The sequence below is a fragment of the Bacillus sp. FSL L8-0167 genome, assembly GCF_038630295.1.
In the GTDB taxonomy this organism is placed as follows: Bacteria; Bacillota; Bacilli; order Bacillales; family Bacillaceae; genus Bacillus; species Bacillus safensis.
This window is the reverse complement of the sequence record NZ_CP152027.1, coordinates 3,515,916-3,535,776: the sequence shown is the minus strand read 5'-3', so window position 1 is coordinate 3,535,776 and position 19,861 is coordinate 3,515,916. Positions and strand designations below refer to the sequence as shown.

At 41.0% G+C, this 19,861-nt stretch carries 20 protein-coding genes and 2 riboswitches; of the genes, 17 read left to right on the top strand and 3 right to left on the bottom strand.

From position 1 onward, the window contains the following. Position 1 precedes the first annotated feature (1 nt). From MHB66_RS18290 to MHB66_RS18270, 5 genes are all read left to right on the top strand, one after another. Positions 2 to 640, top strand: coding sequence for a nitroreductase family protein (locus MHB66_RS18290; protein ID WP_041118286.1), 639 nt, complete (start codon positions 2 to 4; stop codon positions 638 to 640). A gap of 24 nt (positions 641 to 664) precedes the next feature. After that, positions 665 to 958, top strand: a complete 294-nt coding sequence (locus tag MHB66_RS18285; protein WP_024423933.1) for a putative quinol monooxygenase — start codon at positions 665 to 667, stop codon at positions 956 to 958. A 189-nt stretch (positions 959 to 1,147) separates the two neighbouring features. Beyond that, positions 1,148 to 3,529 carry an immune inhibitor A domain-containing protein gene (locus MHB66_RS18280; protein WP_046312726.1) on the top strand — a complete coding sequence of 794 codons (2,382 nt, stop codon included), beginning with the start codon at positions 1,148 to 1,150 and terminating at the stop codon, positions 3,527 to 3,529. Positions 3,530 to 3,735: 206 nt separating this feature from the next. Next, positions 3,736 to 3,990 (top strand): ORF6C domain-containing protein, encoded by a 255-nt coding sequence (locus MHB66_RS18275; RefSeq protein WP_012011773.1) that lies wholly within the window; start codon positions 3,736 to 3,738, stop codon positions 3,988 to 3,990. Positions 3,991 to 3,995: 5 nt separating this feature from the next. After that, complete coding sequence (locus tag MHB66_RS18270) at positions 3,996 to 4,367, top strand: DUF1304 domain-containing protein (protein ID WP_034281380.1); 372 nt, start codon at positions 3,996 to 3,998, stop codon at positions 4,365 to 4,367. A 34-nt stretch (positions 4,368 to 4,401) separates the two neighbouring features. On the opposite strand, the gene MHB66_RS18265 is transcribed toward MHB66_RS18270, so the two are convergent. Beyond that, positions 4,402 to 4,566, bottom strand: coding sequence for a hypothetical protein (locus MHB66_RS18265; protein ID WP_003214630.1), 165 nt, complete (start codon positions 4,564 to 4,566; stop codon positions 4,402 to 4,404). 255 nt (positions 4,567 to 4,821) lie between these two features. Here MHB66_RS18265 and MHB66_RS18260 point away from each other — a divergent pair, with 255 nt between their 5' ends. From MHB66_RS18260 to MHB66_RS18210, 11 genes are all read left to right on the top strand, one after another. Further along, positions 4,822 to 5,478, top strand: a complete 657-nt coding sequence (locus MHB66_RS18260) for a type 1 glutamine amidotransferase domain-containing protein (RefSeq protein ID WP_024427546.1) — start codon at positions 4,822 to 4,824, stop codon at positions 5,476 to 5,478. Positions 5,479 to 5,619: 141 nt separating this feature from the next. Further along, positions 5,620 to 6,747, top strand: a complete 1,128-nt coding sequence (locus MHB66_RS18255; RefSeq protein WP_034281378.1) for a hypothetical protein — start codon at positions 5,620 to 5,622, stop codon at positions 6,745 to 6,747. Positions 6,748 to 6,803: 56 nt separating this feature from the next. Then, positions 6,804 to 6,907, top strand: a riboswitch (TPP riboswitch). A gap of 87 nt (positions 6,908 to 6,994) precedes the next feature. Continuing rightward, positions 6,995 to 7,681 carry a thiaminase II gene (gene tenA, locus MHB66_RS18250; protein ID WP_041118280.1) on the top strand — a complete coding sequence of 229 codons (687 nt, stop codon included), beginning with the start codon at positions 6,995 to 6,997 and terminating at the stop codon, positions 7,679 to 7,681. Then, positions 7,678 to 8,277 carry an ECF transporter S component gene (locus MHB66_RS18245; protein WP_025093768.1) on the top strand — a complete coding sequence of 200 codons (600 nt, stop codon included), beginning with the start codon at positions 7,678 to 7,680 and terminating at the stop codon, positions 8,275 to 8,277. Before tenA ends, MHB66_RS18245 begins: the two co-directional genes overlap by 4 nt. Continuing rightward, positions 8,252 to 9,850, top strand: a complete 1,599-nt coding sequence (locus MHB66_RS18240) for an ABC transporter ATP-binding protein (RefSeq protein ID WP_046312729.1) — start codon at positions 8,252 to 8,254, stop codon at positions 9,848 to 9,850. The genes MHB66_RS18245 and MHB66_RS18240 overlap by 26 nt, the downstream gene beginning before the upstream one ends. Further along, positions 9,840 to 10,574, top strand: a complete 735-nt coding sequence (locus MHB66_RS18235; RefSeq protein WP_046312731.1) for an energy-coupling factor transporter transmembrane component T — start codon at positions 9,840 to 9,842, stop codon at positions 10,572 to 10,574. The genes MHB66_RS18240 and MHB66_RS18235 overlap by 11 nt, the downstream gene beginning before the upstream one ends. A 149-nt stretch (positions 10,575 to 10,723) precedes the next feature. Continuing rightward, a complete protein-coding gene (locus MHB66_RS18230; protein ID WP_025093771.1) occupies positions 10,724 to 11,563 on the top strand; it encodes a methyl-accepting chemotaxis protein in 840 nt (279 codons plus the stop codon). Positions 11,564 to 11,732: 169 nt separating this feature from the next. Further along, the gene (locus tag MHB66_RS18225; protein ID WP_046312734.1) at positions 11,733 to 12,548 is read left to right on the top strand and encodes a YwqG family protein; all 816 of its coding nucleotides are present in this window, start codon (positions 11,733 to 11,735) and stop codon (positions 12,546 to 12,548) included. A gap of 235 nt (positions 12,549 to 12,783) precedes the next feature. Then, positions 12,784 to 13,617, top strand: a complete 834-nt coding sequence (locus MHB66_RS18220) for a PRD domain-containing protein (protein WP_034281373.1) — start codon at positions 12,784 to 12,786, stop codon at positions 13,615 to 13,617. Positions 13,618 to 13,943: 326 nt separating this feature from the next. Further along, complete coding sequence (locus MHB66_RS18215; protein WP_034281372.1) at positions 13,944 to 15,851, top strand: beta-glucoside-specific PTS transporter subunit IIABC; 1,908 nt, start codon at positions 13,944 to 13,946, stop codon at positions 15,849 to 15,851. Beyond that, positions 15,823 to 17,241 (top strand): glycoside hydrolase family 1 protein, encoded by a 1,419-nt coding sequence (locus MHB66_RS18210; RefSeq protein WP_034281371.1) that lies wholly within the window; start codon positions 15,823 to 15,825, stop codon positions 17,239 to 17,241. Before MHB66_RS18215 ends, MHB66_RS18210 begins: the two co-directional genes overlap by 29 nt. A gap of 54 nt (positions 17,242 to 17,295) precedes the next feature. On the opposite strand, the gene MHB66_RS18205 is transcribed toward MHB66_RS18210, so the two are convergent. Next, positions 17,296 to 18,420, bottom strand: coding sequence for a 5-methyltetrahydropteroyltriglutamate--homocysteine S-methyltransferase (locus MHB66_RS18205; RefSeq protein ID WP_034281370.1), 1,125 nt, complete (start codon positions 18,418 to 18,420; stop codon positions 17,296 to 17,298). A gap of 88 nt (positions 18,421 to 18,508) precedes the next feature. Then, positions 18,509 to 18,621: riboswitch (SAM riboswitch) on the bottom strand. A 209-nt stretch (positions 18,622 to 18,830) separates the two neighbouring features. On the opposite strand from MHB66_RS18205, the gene MHB66_RS18200 reads away from it, so the two are divergent. After that, positions 18,831 to 19,508 carry a DUF3298 and DUF4163 domain-containing protein gene (locus MHB66_RS18200; protein WP_041118266.1) on the top strand — a complete coding sequence of 226 codons (678 nt, stop codon included), beginning with the start codon at positions 18,831 to 18,833 and terminating at the stop codon, positions 19,506 to 19,508. Between the two features lie 85 nt (positions 19,509 to 19,593). Here the strand turns inward: MHB66_RS18200 and MHB66_RS18195 are convergent, their stop codons facing one another. Further along, the gene (locus tag MHB66_RS18195) at positions 19,594 to 19,773 is read right to left on the bottom strand and encodes a hypothetical protein (RefSeq protein WP_008345664.1); all 180 of its coding nucleotides are present in this window, start codon (positions 19,771 to 19,773) and stop codon (positions 19,594 to 19,596) included. Positions 19,774 to 19,861 lie beyond the last annotated feature (88 nt).

Below are 19,861 nucleotides of genomic sequence, written 5' to 3'. Positions count from 1 at the left end.
CATGGCTACAACATTAAAAACAAACGATTTTATGGAAATTATGAAAGGGCGCCGCTCTATTCGTAACTATGATCCATCTGTGAAAATCAGCAAAGAAGAAATGACAGAGATTTTAGAAGAAGCAACAACTGCACCATCATCAGTAAATGCACAACCTTGGCGCTTCATGGTGATTGACAGCCCAGAAGGAAAAGAAAAGCTTGCACCACTTGCAAAATTCAACCAAACTCAAGTGTCAACATCAGCAGCTGTCATTGCAGTTTTTGCAGATATGAAAAACAATGAATACTTAGAAGAAATTTATTCAAAAGCAGTAGAAAATGGCTACATGCCGCAAGAAGTGAAAGAAAGACAAATTGCTGCATTAACTGCACATTTTGAAGCTCTTCCAGAACAAGTGAATCGTGAAACAATCTTAATTGACGGTGGACTTGTGTCTATGCAGCTTATGCTTGCTGCACGTGCACACGGTTATGATACAAATCCAATTGGCGGATATGATAAAGAAGTCATCGCTGAAACATTTGGATGGGATAAAGAACGTTATGTACCAGTCATGCTTCTGTCCATTGGGAAAGCGGCTGACGAAGGTTATGCATCTTACCGTTTACCGATCGACCGTATCACAGAGTGGAAATAATTTTTAAAAAAGGGAGACGATCACATGATCATTATTCATGCAGGGATGACCATTCATCCAGAAAAAGAAAACGTATTTTTAGAAGAAATCAACGAATTAATGAAAGCTTCACAGGCTGAAGAAGGCAATGTTTCCTACAAGCTGTTCAAGGATACAGAAAAGGAAAATACATTTTTAATGGTAGAAGTGTGGAAAGATGACGCTGCGGTTCAGAGCCATAATGCAAGTGCTCATTTCCAGGCTTTCGTAGCGAAGGCAAAAGAATTCTTAGCCGCTCCACTTGACGTGGTTGCTTTTCAAGGCCAGCAGCTTTCATAGAAAAACAACAAACACCCTAGGCGGTTATCGCCTAGGGTTCTTTTATTTTCGACAAATGGTTCCACCCATTTCATTCACGTATTGTGCATTTTCCACAAAATTTCTGAAAATAAAATGTTTTTCGACTTAACTATATTGGAATATGCTAGAATTAGATATTATTTATTACCAAAATAGGGAGGAACCAATATGAAAAAAGGGAAATGGACGAAAATTGCACTAACCGCTGTCCTAAGTTTAGGCACATTGACAGCTTTCAGCACCCCTCTATTTGCCCACACCACAGAAAAATCAACATCCTCAGATGGCGGTCATTATTCAGGTATTCCATTTGACTCAAGTGTCGTGAATGAAGACCGTCTTATCAAAGCCTTGAAAAAACAAGGAAAGATCAAAAAGAATGCCAATGAGGCAGAAACCCAAAAAGCATTAAAGAACTATCTAAAGAAAAAAGAAGAATCGGCAATGAAACAAAGTGCCAGCACCTTAACAGAAGAGCCTGAATTCCTGAAAGAATACAAACAAGAGGTACATAACAAACTTGCCAAAAAGAAAAAATTAAAGAAGCATAAAGGAAAAGAAGGCAATCAAGTAAAACCGGTCAAAAAGGAAAAGTATAAAGGTGACGTCCGCAATGATAAAGTATTGGTTTTATTAGTAGATTTTAAAGATTATAAGCATAATAGTATCAAAAAAGAAGAGACTGATATGTACTATGACAAGTACGACCAACAGCACTATCAAGATATGCTTTTCGGAAAAAATGGCTACATCGGTCCAGATGGGAAACGGAAAGTATCCATGAAGCAATATTATGAAAAGCAGTCTGGCGGCAGTTACACAGTTAGTGGAACAGTTGCAGGATGGTATACAGCGAAGCATGAAGCAGCTTATTACGGCGGGAACGTACCTGACGATTCAGGCAGTGACGGCAGACCGCGCGAATTGGTAAAAGAAGCACTCGAAGCAGCAGCAAAAGATCCGAATATTGATCTCAGCGAGTATGATCAATGGGATCGCTATGATATTGATGGCGACGGGGTTTATAACGAGCCAGACGGCATCATTGACCATCTGATGGTCGTTCACGCCGGCGTAGGTGAAGAAGCAGGCGGCGGACAACTTGGCGCTGATGCGATTTGGTCACACCGCTGGTCACTTGGTGATGTATTTGAAATTCCGGATACTGAATCTGAAGTTGGTCAAGGCGGGAAATTAGGCGCGTTGGATTACACCATCGAGCCTGAAGATGGCGCAGCAGGTGTGTTCACACATGAATTCGGACATGATCTTGGTCTTCCTGACGAGTACGATACACAGTACACAGGCAGAGGAGAGCCCGTTTCTTACTGGTCGATCATGTCAAGCGGAAGCTGGGCAGGTAAAGTTCCTGGTACGGAACCAACAGGCTTTAGCCCATATGCGAAAGAAATGCTTCAAAATCTGCATGGGGGCAACTGGCTTTCTGGACAAACCATCGATGGTAAAACATTAAAGAAAAGCAAAACAGTATTAATTGATGAAGCAGCAACAAAAGGAACGAACCATGATGCCGTTCGAGTCGATTTACCAGATAAAGAGATTGTCGTCACGACACCTGCTCAAGGGGAATATTCGTACTTCAGCGGAACGGGTGACAATTTGAATGCAACCATGACGACAACAGGTATTGATTTGTCAAAAGGAAGCAAAGCAGAGCTGACATTTAAAGCATGGTACGATATTGAAGAAGATTATGATTATGCGTATGTCGAAGTGCGTGAAACAGGGACTGATCAATGGAAGACCATCGCGGGTAACATCACGAATGATCGAAATGAAGCAGGTGCAAACGAAGGCAATGGCATCGACGGAAAATCAGACGGCTGGGTAGATGCAGCCTTTGACCTGTCTGCTTATGCAGGGAAGAAAATCGACCTGCAATTCCGTTACACAACTGATGCAGGCTATGCACTTCCGGGCTTATTCGTAGATGACCTGAACATCACCGCAGATGGAGCGAAAGTATGGTCAGATGATGCCGAGGGCACGTCTACTTTTACCTTTAATGGATTCTCAAAATCTAATGGAAAACAATATGCAGCACAATACTATTTACTAGAGTGGCGCTCTTATGCTGATGTCGATAAAGGCTTAAAGCATATTAAACGCGGGGCAAGTCTGATGAGCTATAATAACGGGTTGGTCGTTTGGTATGTCGATCAATCATACAGTGATAACTGGGTAGGAAAACATCCGGGGAACGGATTCCTTGGCGTAGTAGATGCAGATCAGCAAGTATTAAAATGGAGTGACGGTTCCATTGCCGCCACAGGGTTCCAAGTACATGATGCAGCATTCTCTTTGAATCCAAGTACGAAGCTGAATATAGATTATACAGCAACAACGGGCTTAACTTTGCAAGATCGCTACATTCGACCGGCTCGTACATTTAGTGATAAAAAGAACTATGTGAATCCAAACAACCCAGATGCAGGACGCGATGTACCGACATATGGGTTATCCTTTAAAGTCGTTGGACAAAGTAAGGATCGTTCTGTTGGAAAGGTATTAATTTCGAAAAGTAACTAAATAGAAAGCCGGATTCTACCATTGAATCCGGCTTTTTGATATGTGAGAAAAGGATTGTGAGGGCACGATTGTTTTTTAAATCGAATGTCTGTTCTTTTTTATTTTGATATCCGAATGAAACCATTATATAATAGACACTGGAAGGTTTTTCTTTCAACCATGATTCTTTTTAGCTGTTAAAACAAAGGAAAGGATGAGCGTTACCAATGAGTTGTGTCACTGCCAAGCAATTAAAGGTGATTCGAGGGACGATGCAGACTTTTTGCAGCCATTTGGAGTATGATGGCCACGGTAAGCTTCATATCAATACCATCATGGCTTTTATTAAAAAGGAATTCGGCGTGAGAAAAATGAAAGACATTCCACAAAGTCGCTTTACAGAAGCGCTAGAATTAATACAAGACTTTGATTTATACACGGACAAAATAGAGATTCGTGACCGTCTATCAGAAAGGAATTAACTAAATTGAATATTTTAGCAATGATTTTAGTAGGAATTGTCGCATTAGAACACATTGTCATCATGTTATTAGAAATGTTTTTTATGGAATCAAAGATGGCGAAGCGGTCTTTTAAGCTGCCAGAACACTTGCAAAAAGATCCAAATGTCAAAGTAATGTTTGCCAATCAGGGGCTTTATAACGGGTTTTTAGCTGCAGGACTCATTTGGGGGCTCATTCTTGGATCGAATACCGTTGGATATATGATTCAGCTGTTTTTCATTCTTTGTGTGATCATCGCAGCAGTATTTGGCGGTGTAACATCCAATAAATCAATTATCATCAAACAAGGAGTACCAGCACTGCTTGCACTCATTGCACTGATGCTGGCGATCTAATCTTAAATAAAGCCGCCCCTGGTGAGGGCGGCTTTTATCTTTTTCGAAGACCCATCAAACGAATAATGGATGTTAGACAAAGGGCTACGGCAACGGCCAAAATGATTTTTCCGTACATGACCCCCGTTAGGTTCATCAAAAAGACGGCCAATATAATACAGAGCGTGATGATGATCATCACAATCGAATAGGTTTTCATCTCTTTTCCACTCCTTTAAAAATCCCCTCATGTGACGAGAGATCTGTCAATCTTTCCTCATATTATATCACTCAATGACAATTTTACATGAAATTCCCTACCAATAGAATGTGACATATTGATTAGATTTCGAGTCATACCATATTTTTTAGAAAATCGGGTATAACATAATGAGCTGGCCTAAAGTCATATTGCTTGATATTTAATTGTGCAAAATATAAAATAACCACAGGATAAATCGAAAGGATGATCAAGATGAGTAAGAAAGTGTTATTAGTATCGACAAGCAGCCCAGAAATGAATGGACATCCAACAGGCTTATGGCTAGAAGAGTTGGCAGAGCCATTTCATATCTTTAAAGAAAATGAACTAGAAGTACAAATTGTCTCTATTCAAGGTGGCACTGTACCAATTGACAAAAATTCAATTCCTGAAGGTGTCCCAGCGCAATATCAAGATGTATATGAATTACTTCAAGACACAAAGGCGCTTACAGATGTGAATCCCGCTGATTATGACGGAATTTTCTTTGCTGGAGGGCACGGCCCTATGATCGACTTTGCGTCTAATCAACTGGTAGCGGATGCGATCTTAGCAGTTTCAGATAAAAATGGTGCGATCGGAGCCGTTTGTCATGGCGTTTCAGCATTCGTTGATGTGAAGGACCAAAATGGCAAATCATTTATCGAAGGCAAAAAAATCACAGGCTTCACAAACGAAGAAGAGGAAGCCGTGCAGCTGACATCAAAGGTTCCATTTTTATTGGAAACAAAACTTCGTGAGCAGGGGGCAGCGTTTGAAAAAGGAGACGCCTTTGCGCCATTTGCTGTCGTTGACGGACAAATCATCACTGGACAAAACCCGGGATCAAGTGCAGAAACAGCACGCTTGTTTGTCAAAACTATTGCATAAAACGATCAAAAACCAGTCGTGACTCATGCGGCTGGTTTTTTTGTTATAAAAATGTCCCAAAAAAGACCAAAACAGTAATTAGAATAATGGTAAAATAATCACAGGGTAAAAAACCCAAATGAGGAAAAAGGGGATGTTCCTGTGAGAGCATTTTATGTCAAAATCACCGCAGCTTTACTATCTGTTTTACTCGTCGCAACAGGTTTGTTGTCACCAGCATTAAAAGCAGAAGAAGCACCGAAATCAGAAGGGAAAATATCACCACTGACGGAAAAAGCGATTCAGCAAGTGCAAGAATCGTTTGAAAAGCAGGATGAAGGAACCGCTATTCAACAGAAGCAAGTGAAAAAATCATTTAAAGTGAATAAGAAGAAAGGAATCAGTATCAAACGAAAAGCTGCTAAAGAAGGCAAAATGCGCACGTCTGCCGTTCGCTCCATTGATGGACTAGCTATTAATCAATCGGCTGTCTTAACAGAGGACGACCCAGTTGATTTATGGTTTTTAAGCACATCTTCACCTCAGGCACTCATCAGCCGGATTACCTCTTCAAACCCTGATTATTTTGTTCAATTATTTGTTGTTGATTATGAAACAGGACAAGCCTACCCGACAGATTTGATTCAACCGGCAGGCAGCCTGCTTGGATTGACCAGCTTACCAGCAGGTGATTATGCATTCGGTATTACAAGCGGCGGAGAATTTGGAGATTCCTACACGATACAAGTAAATGCAAAAAACCCGCCCAATTTCACGGGGGCTGTATCTCTTTCGTCCACCTTGCAATATTTTGTAGCTGAGTATGCAAACGGTGATGTATTTGCAAATGGTACAAAAGTATACAATAAGCAAACAAAGACAGCAAATTATGAATGGGAGCGTGTTTTTTATTTCTCTTATGATGGAAAATACGAACAAAGAACTCATTCAATCTCAAGTGTGAAAGTAAAAAACATTTCGGCTCCTGTGTCATACTCAGCTCCTTATGCGAGCTCCTCAGAAGCCATCCTCGTTTACTTAGATGTTGAGACATTGTTTATGTACCATCAATCATCATATGCAAGCGGGCAATATTACCATGATACCTTTGTTGATACACTCGGGAAGACAACACCAAGACGCTTAGATATTGATGATATGACAAATTACGGTGATCATATTTTAGCTGTAGATTTAAAAACAGGAAAGCCGATTGATTTCTTCAGTGTGCTGAATTTCTACTATGCTGCAGGGATCGAGAAGCTGCCAACAATCAGAACGTTGAATTAAGAAAGGCTGTTGACATCAAAACGCCACATGTGTAGAGTAAAGGTAATTAAATGACAAAAGTCCACTAGGGGAGTCATGTATGACTGAGACAAGAGAAAATCTTGGACCCTTTGAACCTGATCTAGTTCGTACTAGCGGAGGGAAGTGGAGCTGGACCTTGTCTTATTCATGATTGAATTGATAAGAAGGCCGCTCCATTTGGGGTGGCTTTTTCATTTATTCAACTGAAGAAGAGGAGGCTTTTTTTATGACATTTTCTACACAATTAAGGAAAGAAGCAGAACCGTTATTTGAAGCCATTTATCAGCATCCGTTCGTCAGAGGCCTGGCAGCAGGAAAGCTGGAAAAGGAACAAATCATTCATTACATCAAACAAGATGCAGAATACTTACAAGCATTCATTAAAATTTATGCAGCAGCGCTCAGCAGATGTACAGACAGAGAGGATATTGCGTTTTTTCATCAGCAGATTGCGTTTGTACTAGATAGTGAGACGCATCCTCATCAAAACCTTTGCCGAGTGGCAGGAGTAGCATATGATGAGCTCCAAGGTGCTTCTTTGGCTCCGAGTGCTCATCACTATATTCATCACATGCTGCAAGTCGCGCAAGAAGGCACGCTTGGTGAAATCATCGCTGTCCTGCTTCCATGTCCTTGGACATATTGGGAAATAGGGAAACGAATGCTTACAGATGTGCAGCCGGACCCTTCACATCCGTTTTATGAGTGGATCACGTTTTATGGAGGATTAACCGATTCTGTTACAGGTGAGCTTTGCAAGCGGCTCGATCAGTTGGCGGAAGCAGCAAGTGAGAAGGAAAAGGAAAAAATGAAACAGCACTTTATCTTAAGCTGCCAGCTAGAGTACAAGTTTTGGGAAATGGCCTTCACTGTTGAAGAGTGGCCAGTTCAACTGGAGGTGCATTCATCATGACATGGAAGATGAAAGAAGTCGTCCTTGCGGTGATTTTATCCGTTGCGTGCGGTGTGATCTATTTAGGATGGTCCACGCTATACTTACCGATTACAGCACTTGTTGGCCCAGCAGGAGGCAACATCATGTTTGGAATATGGGTCATTGCCAGTCCAATCGTTGCATATATCATTCAAAAGCCGGGAGCTGCCCTGATTGCGGAAACAGCCGCCGCGGCTGTGGAATTATTGACAGGCAGCCACTTCGGACTTTCAGCTCTGCTAATTGGTGTATGCCAAGGGCTTGGGGCAGAAATCGCCTTCGCTCTTTTTGGTTATAAACGATATCGCATGTGGACACTGATGCTCTCTGGTGCCTTTGCCGCTATCGGAGCGATGGCGTACAGTCTCGTGGCAAATGGCTTTGGTTATTACACGCCTCAAGTTTTACTTATGACCCTTGTGACTCAAATTATCAGTGGAATGATACTTGGCGGCTGCCTTGCGAAAGTGGTGGTAGACGCACTATCCAAAACAGGTGTACTGAATCAATATGCCATCATGAAAGAAAAACGAAACAAAGGTGAACAGCATGAATTCATTTCTCGCGTGCAATGAACTCTCTGTCCGTTTTTATGAACAGCCTAAGCCCGTTTTGCATCAAATCTCCCTTACGATTCAAAAAGGGGAAAAGGTGCTTATTTTAGGACCGAGCGGAAGCGGGAAATCCACGCTCATTTCGGTTCTGGCTGGAATCATTCCAGAGCATGTGGAAGCAGACATGCAGGGCGAAGTGGTGCTGCAAAGACATACAGGCGTGATGTTTCAAGATCCAGACTCTCAGTTTTGTATGCACCGCGTCAATGAAGAAATTGCCTTTAGCTTAGAGAACCGTTCCGTCCCTCGTGAAGAGATGGATGACACCATTCAGCAGCTCATGCAAAAAGTCCAACTGAATGTCGATCCGCATACAGAGATTCACACGTTATCTGGCGGCATGAAGCAGCGATTGGCACTTGCTTGTTTACTAGCATTACAGCCGGATGTTCTATTCTTTGATGAACCAACCGCACAGCTTGATCCGGCAGGTAGAATGGACATATTTCAACTGCTGCAGCAGCTTGCAGCCGGTCAGCAGCAGACCATGATTTTTGTAGAGCATGTGCTTGACGGTGTCATCGAATGGATGGACCGGGTGATTTTATTAGATGATCAAGGCAGCATTTTAGCAGATGGAGCTCCAAAAGATGTGCTCACGGCATATGAGGAAGAAATGAAAGAGGCTGGAATTTGGCGGCCCAAATTATTTCCCGAGAAATGGTCCACGATCATTCAAGATCCATTTCATCCACTGAGTCAAACCTTTATGCAAACCTTTAAAACACGAAAAGAGCAGCGAGAAAAAGTGCCATCAATCGAACGAAAGACAATGATTCGTACAGAAAATCTTCAATTAAGCTACGGGAAAAAAAGGATTATGAGTGATCTCCAGCTTGATATCAAATCAGGGGATTGGGTGGCGATCATTGGGGAAAATGGAAGTGGAAAAAGTACACTTCTCAAACATTTGGTTCGTTTAGAGCCAACGAAAAAAGGCCACATTTTCTTAAAAGATACACTCCTAAAAAAGTGGTCAGACCGAGAACTATATGAAAAAGCAGGCTTTGTGTTTCAAAATCCGGAGCTTCAATTTATACAAGACACAGTATTCGATGAAATTGCCTTTGGCGGCAGACAGCGAAACTGGCCAGAATCAGTCGTACAAGAAAAAACGGTTCAGCTGCTGAAAGAGTTCGGTTTAGAGAATCATGCAAAAGCACATCCCTTCACCTTAAGCTTAGGGCAAAAAAGAAGATTAAGTGTTGCCACGATGCTCCTTTTTGATCAAGATGTATTGCTGTTAGATGAGCCGACTTTCGGGCAGGATGAAAAAACGGCGAAGGAATTGATGAGGCGTTTAAAAGAGCGTCAGCGCCAAGGTACGACCATTGTGATGGTCACACATGATATGGAGCTTGTCGATGAGTGTGCCGATCAAGTGCTTCTGTTTCATCAAGGGAAGCATGTGTATGATGGCACCCCTTATGATTTATTTTCAAATCAAGAACTTGTCGATGCTTATCAGCTGAGAGCTCCTTTACATTATCGCTATGTGGCAGAAAGAAAGGACGTGCTGACGATTGCAAAGTAATCAATCCTTTCTTTCTACTGTGAATCCAGTCATGAAATTACTCGCTCATCTGCTTGCGATGGGCTGTCTCATGTCGATTTCTGACCCTAAAACTACCTTTATCATTTGGCTGTTTGCTCTTGGCATTGGAGTTGTTTTAGGTGGATGGAATATGAAGTATCTCGTTACAAGGCTTGTCCCTTATTTGCTCTTTTTTATTCTCGTCTTTTGGATGATGGCGGCCTTCGGCAAGGGGGATCATACCGTTTGGAAGTGGGCGTGGTTTCATATCACAGAGGAGAGTTTAAGAAATGGGCTCACCATCGCTTTTAGAATGCTGGGATTTGTGACTTTTGGTCTCCTTTTTACGTCCACAACAGATTTGACGGCATTTATGATGAGTCTGATTCATCAATGCCGAATGTCCCCAAAATGGGCGTATGGCATGCTTGCCGGCTTCCGGTTTATTCCGTTATTTCAAAGTGAATTAAAACAAATGAAAGCTGCACACAAAATCAGAGGCTACAAGCAAAAAAACAGCTGGAAAGCCTTTATGCGTTATGCATTGCCCCTTTTTACGCAAGGCGTACGAAAATCAGAACGCTTAGCGATTGCAATGGAAGCCAGGGGCTTCACAGGGACGAGAGAGCGAACGTATTATCATATCATCAGCACCTCATGGATTGACTATATGTATCTTTTTCTCATCGGTATCAGTGTCTTCATGTGCATTAACTTTGTTTAAAAAACACCCACATTCTCTTGATAGAATGTGGGCTTTTTATATGTCTTAGGTCATTTGATTGATATTAGTACACATTACAGGCTGTAATAGATCATATAACGGACCGATAAAGAAGGTGTACTAGAAAAAGAGAGGATGAACGTAAGCGAATGTCACAGAGAATCGATAACATAATAGACGCTTTACCAATCATTGGACTCGCTATGAGAGAGCAGCTAACCTTTTCTGTTTTAGGGAAAGAGAAGGTTCTTTACTATCAGCAGCATGGGAATATTGATTTAGGGTTTAAAGCTGGTGATGCACTAGATGCTGGATTCCAAAACTTTGCGATGCTGAAAAATGGGAGAGAACCATCGTTTATCCAAATTCCGAAAGAAGTATACGGGATTCCAATGGATATCGTAGCCGTTCCAATTAATGATGAATCAGGTCAAGTGGTTGCTGCCTTCTGTGTGGCATATGACCAAACGAATCAACAACGATTAGATCACATCATGACGGAGAGCAACGAAGCTTCCGAAAAACTAGTCGCAATGGTACAGCAGGTTGCCGCACATTCAGAGGAACTACAAGCGACAAGTGAACAAATTCTACAAAATACGAAAACCACTGTCGAAAATTCCTCTAAAATCAATCAAGTGTCCAATCTCATCAAAGGTATCTCTGATCAAACGAACTTACTTGGACTCAACGCATCAATAGAAGCTGCAAGAGTAGGGGAAGCAGGAGCAGGTTTTGGAGTGGTCGCAACAGAAGTGAGAAAGCTGTCAACTCACGCGAAACAGGCGACGACTGATATTGAAACAGCCCTAAAAGATGTGCAGGGATCGATCAAAGGAATGGAAGAAGAAATTGCGCAAATTGTCGCTTCCTCTGAGCATCAGGCAGAGCTAGTAGGCACTTTCACAAAAATTATTGAAGGTCTTCACGAAACAAACGAAACGATGAAAGCATTAGCAAACGACTTAGTAAACTATCAAGTGAAATAAAAGAACGACAAAACCTCCAGCTGAATCGGAGGTTTTTTTATCATTTCAAGGTGAGAAACTTGTTAGGATTATGACCGTTTTATCACTGACAGGCAGGATACACTTCTGTATGATAGAAAAAGAGAGACTAGTTTTGTCATTAGACCTATTCATAAGGAGGAAGATCATCGTGACACAATCAGCGAAGCTGAAAGAAATACTTGCACCCTACCGTCCGTTGTTAGATGAAACGGAAAAACCAATGATTCAATTACAGATGAAACAAGGAAAAACAGGACCATACGACAGCAAAATAGCTGGTGATCCTTACTTCCCCAAAAACGACGAATATTCAGTTGACGGCGAAGGACATCCTATGAAACTTTTGGCACAAATTAATTTCGGCCAGCTGCCCAAGCTGAAGGATTATCCAGAAACAGGACTTATGCAAGTTTTTATTTCTGTGCATGATGATCTTTATGGAATGAATATTGACCATAAAACAGAGCAAAAAGATTTTCGCATCAAATTTATTGAGGAACCTTTCTTGGCAGAAGAAGAGTTAATGACTGATTTTTCTTTTGTGAAAATTCCAGATGATTTTTATTTTCCTGTGACGAAGGAAGGCGCGATTACAGGTGAATTATCAAGCGAAACGATCAGTGTAGGAGATTTCCGCTTTGAAAAAGTCACAGGAAAGAACAGCTGGGACCTATTCGAAGATGCAGATGGTGTTAATGGCGATGAAGCAGATGCCCTGCTGGATGAATTCTATGAAACAGCGAGTGGCTTTGGTCACAAATTGGGCGGGTATCCAGGGTTTACACAAGAAGACCCGCGTACCTATGTAGATCAAGAACATACCGTTCTGTTATTGCAAATTGACTCAGATGATGAAGTAGATCTGATGTGGGGAGATTGCGGAATCGCCAACTTTTTTATCAAACCAGAAGATCTTAAACGAAAAAATTTCGAGAATGTCGTCTATAATTGGGACTGCTCTTGATTTTGTAAAATACACACTTTAAACACTCTTTTTAGAGTGTTTTTGTGTATTTTTTTAGACTTTTTTGCCCCTATTTCGTCATTTTTGAGAGGTAATATGTCATTCTTTCTAGTTGACCGTATCAAAAAAAAATGTAAAATCATCTTAAAGTCCTCTTTTTTGAAAATAATAATAACATGACATATGAATCAACGATAAAATGCTCGAAAAAGCGGAATGTACTGGGGGGTATCAATTGATCATTTCTAAAGTAATCAATAATAATGTTGTCAGTGCATATGATGACGAGCAGCATGAGCTGGTCATTATGGGCAGAGGGATCGCGTTTCAAAAGAAAAGCGGAGACCCGATTGACGAAGAACGAATCGAAAAAGTATTTTCTATTCAAAATAAAGATATATCAGAAAAATTCAAAACCCTGCTTTATGATATTCCAATCGAGTATATGCAAGTGTGTGAGGCGATTATTGAGCATGCGAGAACAACCCTTAACAAAAATTTAAATGACAGCATCTATGTGACGCTGACGGATCATATCACCTTTGCCATTGAACGTCATCAAAAAGGAATGGACATCAAAAATGCCTTGCTCTGGGAAATCAAACGGCTGTATAAAGATGAGTTCAGATGCGGTTTAGAAGCTATTCGGATCATTGAGGACAAGCTGAGCATCCATCTTCCTGAGGATGAAGCCGGCTTTATTGCCATGCATATTGTCAATGCAGAGCTCAATGAAGAAATGCCAAACGTTATTCAAATCACCAAACTCATTCAAGACATTTTAAACATCGTTAAGTATCACTTTCAAATTGATTTGGACGAGGAATCATTAAATTATTTCCGTTTTGTTACGCATTTGAAGTTTTTTGGTCAGCGTCTGTTTAACGAAACACAGATGGAAAATCAAAACGAGTTTCTGTATGAAGTGGTAAAAGAGAAAAACACCGCAGCTTTTCAGTGCGCAGAAAAAATTAACGATTATGTTCAAAAAGAATACAACCGAAGTCTCATAGAAGATGAAATGCTATATTTAACTTTGCATATAGACAGAGTAATAAAAAGAAAATAAATTCAAAAAGAAAGCGTTGACATCACAAAATTAACATGATAATTTATAACTATAAACTAAATAACCACAATCTTTTAGGATTGTTACTGGTCAAGCAGGCAAAACCTAAATCATTGTCCCTATCTATGATAAGGCGTGATTTAGGTTTTTTTATATCTAAAGACTTATAAAAATTAAATAACGATCAATCGCTATGAAGGATTGTTACTGGTTAAGCAGGCAAAACCTAAATATCGATTAATGTCTGAATCGCTATTTCTCGGACATTAATGGATGTTTAGGTTTTTTCTATATCAAGATGAAATCAACGTTTGGAGGGTAATACAATGAACCACAAACAAACAGCAAAAGAAGTGCTAGAACTTGTCGGCGGTGAAAAGAATGTTAAGCAAGTTACGCATTGTATGACAAGACTTCGCTTCAACTTATACGATGAAAGCAAGGCAGATAAAGAGAAGCTGCAATCAACAGATGGCGTCATGGGCGTGAATCAAAGCGGAGGCCAATATCATGTCATTATCGGCAATGATGTCTCAAATGTCTATCAAGCGATGATCGCTGACTCAGGTCTATCATCTGATGTAAAGTCAGGCGGTACAGAAGAAGCGTCAAAGCAAAATGTGATATCAAAGCTTTTCGATTTTATCTCTGGTGTCTTCACACCGATTCTTCCAGCCATCGCTGGGGCCGGTATGATCAAAGGGATTTTGGCACTGATGCTCACATTCCAGTGGATATCAGATAAAAGCAGTACGTATGCGATTTTAACAGCCATCGGAGATGGAGCCTTTTACTTCTTACCGATTCTGCTTGCTGTAAGCGTAGCCAAAAAAATTGGCACAAATCAGTATATCGCGGCTGCCATTGCAGCAGCAGCACTGCACCCGCAGTTAACCGCTTTACTGGGCGCGGGAAATACAGAATTTCTAGGCTTGCCAGTGGTTGCCGTTGTGTACTCTTCATCGGTGATTCCAATTCTACTCACCATCTGGCTTGGTTCATATGTTGAAAGATTCGCAGAAAAATATAGTCCGAAATCATTAAAGATCATCCTTGTTCCAACCGTCACACTTCTAGTCGTTGTACCAGTTATGCTCATCGCGGTTGGACCGCTTGGCGGGATTATCGGAAGTGGCCTTTCAGGTGGAATTGATTTATTGTTCAAACATGCAGGTCTTTTGGCCGGACTCTTGATCGGCGGCTTCATGTCACCATTGATCATTACGGGCATGCACTATGCACTGCTTCCAATCATGATCAACAACATTACGTTAAACGGTTTTGACTTCATTCTTCCAATGATGTTTGTAGCAAATATGGCACAAGCAGGCGCAGCATTCGGTGTCTTCTTAAGATCAAAAAACAAAACATTTAAATCATTGGCGATGTCTACAAGTATCACAGCCTTAATGGGTATTACTGAACCTGCTATGTATGGTGTGAACATGCGATTGAAAAAACCGTTCCTTGCAGCCCTTATTGGTGCAGCAGCAGGCGGCGTGTTCATGTCAATCTTTAAAGTAAAATCATATGTGATATCTGGATCAGCAGGCCTTCCAGGTCTCCCAACATTCATTGGACCAACATTTGTCTACTCAATCATCGGCTTAGTAATCGCCTTTGTCGTAGCAACGATCATGACACTTGTTCTCGGATTCAAAGATGTACCAGTGAAAGATGATACAAAAGCAGACAAACCAGAAGAAAAGAAAGACACAGCAGCACTTCAAAATGAAGTGGTACAAAGCCCGCTTGAAGGTCAACTAAAGCCGCTCAATCAAGTAAATGATGCAACATTCTCTAATGAAATCATGGGTAAAGGTGCAGCCATTGTACCAACAGTTGGGCGTGTTGTAGCACCTTTCAACGGCAAGGTTGAAACCATTTTCCACACAAAACATGCCATTGGTTTGAAGAGTGAACAAGGTACAGAACTTCTCATTCATGTGGGGATTGACACGGTAAAACTTGACGGAAAGTATTTTACAAGTCATGTGCAGTCAGGTGATCTGATTCAAGCAGGAGATGTACTCATTGATTTTGATATCGAGGGCATTCAGCAAGAAGGCTATGATGTCACCACACCTGTTATTGTCACCAACACAAACGATTTTGCACAAGTTGATGCGAAAACAGATGGAACGATTACAGTGAAAGAGACACTGCTTACAGTCAGTGTAGAAGAAAAAGAGGAGGGTATTCAACATGAACAAGTTAGAAAAAACATTTCCTAAAGGTTTCTTATGGGGCGGCGCTGTTGCAGCCAACCAAGTTGAAGGCGCATATAATCAAGATGGAAAAGGCTTATCGACAGCTGATGTATCACCAAATGGTATTATGCACCCATTCGATGAATCAATGAAAGACCTTAACTTATATCATGATGCAATCGATTTCTACCATCGCTATAAAGAAGATATTGCACTCTTTGCAGAAATGGGATTCAAGTGCTTCAGATTATCCATTTCTTGGCCGCGTATTTTCCCAAATGGCGACGATGCGGAACCGAATGAAGCAGGCCTCGCTTTTTATGAAAAAGTATTTGATGAACTGCATAAGCATGGAATTGAGCCAGTTGTCACCATCTCTCACTATGAAATGCCGCTCGCACTTGTGAAAAACTACGGCGGATGGAGAAACCGTAAGCTTGTGGATCTTTATGAAACATACGCGAAAACATTGTTCACCCGCTTTAAAGACAAAGTAAAATATTGGATGACCTTCAATGAAATCAACGTTGTATTACATGCGCCTTTCACTGGCGGCGGACTTGTATTTGAAGAGGGTGATGACGAGAAAAGCATTCAATATCAAGCAGCGCATCACCAATTTGTTGCAAGTGCTTTGGCTGTCAAAGCAGGACACGAAATCATTCCTGATGCGAAAATCGGCTGTATGATTGCAGCGATGACAACTTATCCGTACAGCTCAAGACCAGAAGATATGTTTGCTGCAATTGAGCAAGACCGTAAAACATTGTTCTTCTCAGATGTACAGGCAAGAGGTTATTACCCAGGTTACATGAAACGTTATTTCCTTGAAAATGACATCAACATCGAGTTCCAAGAAGGGGACGAAGATATTTTAAGAAACCATACAGTGGACTATATTGGCTTCAGCTATTATATGAGCTTTGTGACAAGTACAGATCCAGAGATTCTTGGACAAGTGACTGGCGGTAACTTATTTGAAGGTGTGAAAAACCCTTATCTAGAAGCAAGTGATTGGGGCTGGCAAATTGATCCGAAAGGACTTCGTACAACACTGAATCAGCTGTATGACCGCTACCAAAAGCCATTGTTTATCGTAGAAAATGGATTGGGTGCTGTCGATCAAGTAGAAGAAGACGGATCCATTCAAGACGATTACCGAATTGATTACCTCAGAAGCCATTTGCTAGAGGCGAGAGAAGCGATTGCAGACGGAGTTGACCTGATCGGTTATACAAGCTGGGGCCCAATTGACCTTGTCAGCGCATCAACGGCTGAAATGAAAAAACGCTACGGCTTCATTTATGTCGACCGTGATAATGAAGGAAACGGTACATTAGATAGAAAGAAAAAGAAAAGTTTCGATTGGTATAAACAAGTGATTGCGACGAATGGTGAACATTTGGATGCATAAAAGAAAAAGACAAACCGCCATATTGCGGTTTGTCTTTTTTTCTTCTCTGAGGGACTACGAAGTCCACACTTGATCTGCAATCTCAATCACATGACGCAGCTTTTCCCATTGCTGCTCTTCTGTTAACAGGTTGCCTTCCTCTGTTGAGGCGAATCCGCATTGTGGACTCAAACAAATTTGGTTAATGTCTACATATTGAGCCGCTTCCTCAATGCGTTTTTTAATCTGTTCAACTGGCTCAAGCTCTCCGTATTTTGAAGTGACAAGGCCTAGTACGATTTGAAGGTTTGGGTTCTTCACATATCGAAGGGGCTCAAATCCGCCAGAACGATCGTCGTCAAACTCTAAAAAGAGACCATCAAGATCTAAGCCGGCAAAAATTGTTTCTGCCGCTGCTTCGTAACCACCTTCAGCTGCCCATGTCGATTTAAAGTTACCGCGGCAAATATGCATGGTGATCACCAAATCCTCTGGGCGGTCGGCAACAGCTTCATTGATTGTCTTCGCAAACGATTCACGAAGTTCATCTTCTTCACGGCCAAAGGCTTTGATTTGTTCGTGGCCTTTTTCAGAAAAGAACACTGCCCATGCCGTATCATCCAGCTGCAAGTAGCGGCAGCCTGCATCATAAAAAGCACGGATGGCTTTCTTATACGCTTGTGCCACATCATGGTGGAATTCCTCTAAGCTGTCATACACTCCTTCTTCAAGCTTTCCACGGAAAAAGAGCATATTCGGACTTGGAATCGTCATTTTAGCCGTATGATCACCAGCGATGCTGTGAAGGAAACGATAATCCTCCAGCATTGGATGATCTGTAAAATCGATCTTGCCTGTTACCTTGATACCTCTAGCTTTTGTCGTTGTGTTATGGAATTGAATGCCTTGATCTGCTTCAAATCCTTCAACTCCATCGAGTCCTTCAAGAAAGTCAAAATGCCACCATGCACGTCTGAATTCACCATCTGTGACAACCTCTAACCCAATTTCTTTTTGCTTCTCTACAATACGTGTAATTTCTTCGTTTTCAATTTGTCGGAGCTGCTCTGCTGTCAGCGTACCGTCTGCTTTTTGCTTGCGTGCTTCCTTGATGCGCTCTGAACGAAGTAAACTTCCTACTTGATCTGCGCGGAATGGCGGTTTCGTTGTTTTCTTTCCAATGGTTTGTACTTGTGTCATGCTGAATCCCTTCTTTCCTCAGGTTAAAAAATCAAATAAAAAAGCTCTTCCTTAGATAAGGAAGAGCATCATATACTGTGAGAACTCTGCCTTATCTTCAAACAAGCATTTGCTTGCTTAAGGAATTAGCACCATTCTGTTCCTAGGAACAGCGGTTGCCGGGTTTCACAGGGCCAGTCCCTCCACCACTCTTAATAAGGTTACCTTTTGATTCAATTTTCTTAATAAACACAATTATTCAACCTTTTCGAGGAAAAGTCAATGGTTTTATCGTTTAATTTTCAAAATGAACAAATCAAGGGAAACAAACCCGATGTGGAAAAATGAAGAATAATATGGAAAAAATACTTCTTTTGGTTCTTTTGTCATGGTATACTCACTGGTAATAGACAAAAATGGGGGTTTTTACTATGACGATGAAAAAAGGCCTAACGATCAGCCTGCTCATTTTCTCACTGATTGTTTCCTTGTTTGCGCCAGTTGGATCTGCGGATGCCAAACAAGCAAAAAAAGCAAAAGTAAGCACACACTATTATAAGAAGAAAAAAACGTTCAAATATGCACAGGTGAAAAACCTAAGCAAGGCGCATATGAAAACCATCAATCGTGATTTAAAAGAAGATATCGCCTTCTCTTATTCTACGTACTTGTTTTTAAAGGACGAAGCGAAAAAGGAAGGCTACGGGAAGGTCACGTATGAGAGAACGTATAAAACGAAATTTAATAATGGTAAGAAACTGAGTATCTTAAACTATGATTACATGTATAACGGTGGAGCACACGGAGACACAATGGTTTCCAGCATGAACTATGTGTTAACAAAGAAAAAAACAAAGCAGCTGTTCTTGACAGACGTTGTGAAAACAAAGAAAAAGCGTACGAAAGTAAGAGATTATATTTATAACTACACAAAGAAACATAAAAGCAAATTCTACGCGAACCTGAAAAAAAGCGACATTGAAATCAACTACAACACGCAGTATTACTTCACGAAAAAGGGAATTGCTGTTGTCTTCCAGCCATATGAAATTTCTCCTTATTATGTTGGAATTCCTATGATTCAAGTTCCTGCGAAGGTATATAAATAAAAAGAAAAACGACCACTGAATCTGGTCGTTTTTTGCTGTTTATGCAAACAAAAAAGAGCCCCTCATGAGGCTCTTTTATTTGGATTTATACTTGTTTAGGTGCATCGTTTAGTGGGTGACGGCGTTTTCCGTTGTAGTGGCGGCGCATACGAAAGATTTCAAACTCCGAAAGCTCTGCGCTTTTTCTTTTTTGGGTGCGGTTATCTTTTTTGAAAGAGAATAGTAAGTAGCAGCAAAGTGAAGCGATAATCAATAAAATCATCATATGACATTCCTCCAATTCATCCTATTCTTTAAGTGTAGACAGGGTGAGTGATGTTTATAACTGAAAATAAGCAGCAGAATCGGTTTAG

Coding starts and splice junctions, on each gene's coding strand:
- MHB66_RS18215 (WP_034281372.1), top strand. CDS start 13,944: ATGAACCACAAACAAACAGCAAAAGAAGTGCTAGAACTTGTCGGCGGT.
- MHB66_RS18195 (WP_008345664.1), bottom strand. CDS start 19,773: ATGATGATTTTATTGATTATCGCTTCACTTTGCTGCTACTTACTATTC.
- MHB66_RS18245 (WP_025093768.1), top strand. CDS start 7,678: ATGACATGGAAGATGAAAGAAGTCGTCCTTGCGGTGATTTTATCCGTT.
- MHB66_RS18200 (WP_041118266.1), top strand. CDS start 18,831: ATGACGATGAAAAAAGGCCTAACGATCAGCCTGCTCATTTTCTCACTG.
- MHB66_RS18230 (WP_025093771.1), top strand. CDS start 10,724: ATGTCACAGAGAATCGATAACATAATAGACGCTTTACCAATCATTGGA.
- MHB66_RS18205 (WP_034281370.1), bottom strand. CDS start 18,420: ATGACACAAGTACAAACCATTGGAAAGAAAACAACGAAACCGCCATTC.
- MHB66_RS18280 (WP_046312726.1), top strand. CDS start 1,148: ATGAAAAAAGGGAAATGGACGAAAATTGCACTAACCGCTGTCCTAAGT.
- MHB66_RS18260 (WP_024427546.1), top strand. CDS start 4,822: ATGAGTAAGAAAGTGTTATTAGTATCGACAAGCAGCCCAGAAATGAAT.
- MHB66_RS18240 (WP_046312729.1), top strand. CDS start 8,252: ATGAATTCATTTCTCGCGTGCAATGAACTCTCTGTCCGTTTTTATGAA.
- MHB66_RS18275 (WP_012011773.1), top strand. CDS start 3,736: ATGAGTTGTGTCACTGCCAAGCAATTAAAGGTGATTCGAGGGACGATG.
- MHB66_RS18285 (WP_024423933.1), top strand. CDS start 665: ATGATCATTATTCATGCAGGGATGACCATTCATCCAGAAAAAGAAAAC.
- MHB66_RS18265 (WP_003214630.1), bottom strand. CDS start 4,566: ATGAAAACCTATTCGATTGTGATGATCATCATCACGCTCTGTATTATA.
- MHB66_RS18210 (WP_034281371.1), top strand. CDS start 15,823: ATGAACAAGTTAGAAAAAACATTTCCTAAAGGTTTCTTATGGGGCGGC.
- MHB66_RS18290 (WP_041118286.1), top strand. CDS start 2: ATGGCTACAACATTAAAAACAAACGATTTTATGGAAATTATGAAAGGG.
- tenA (WP_041118280.1), top strand. CDS start 6,995: ATGACATTTTCTACACAATTAAGGAAAGAAGCAGAACCGTTATTTGAA.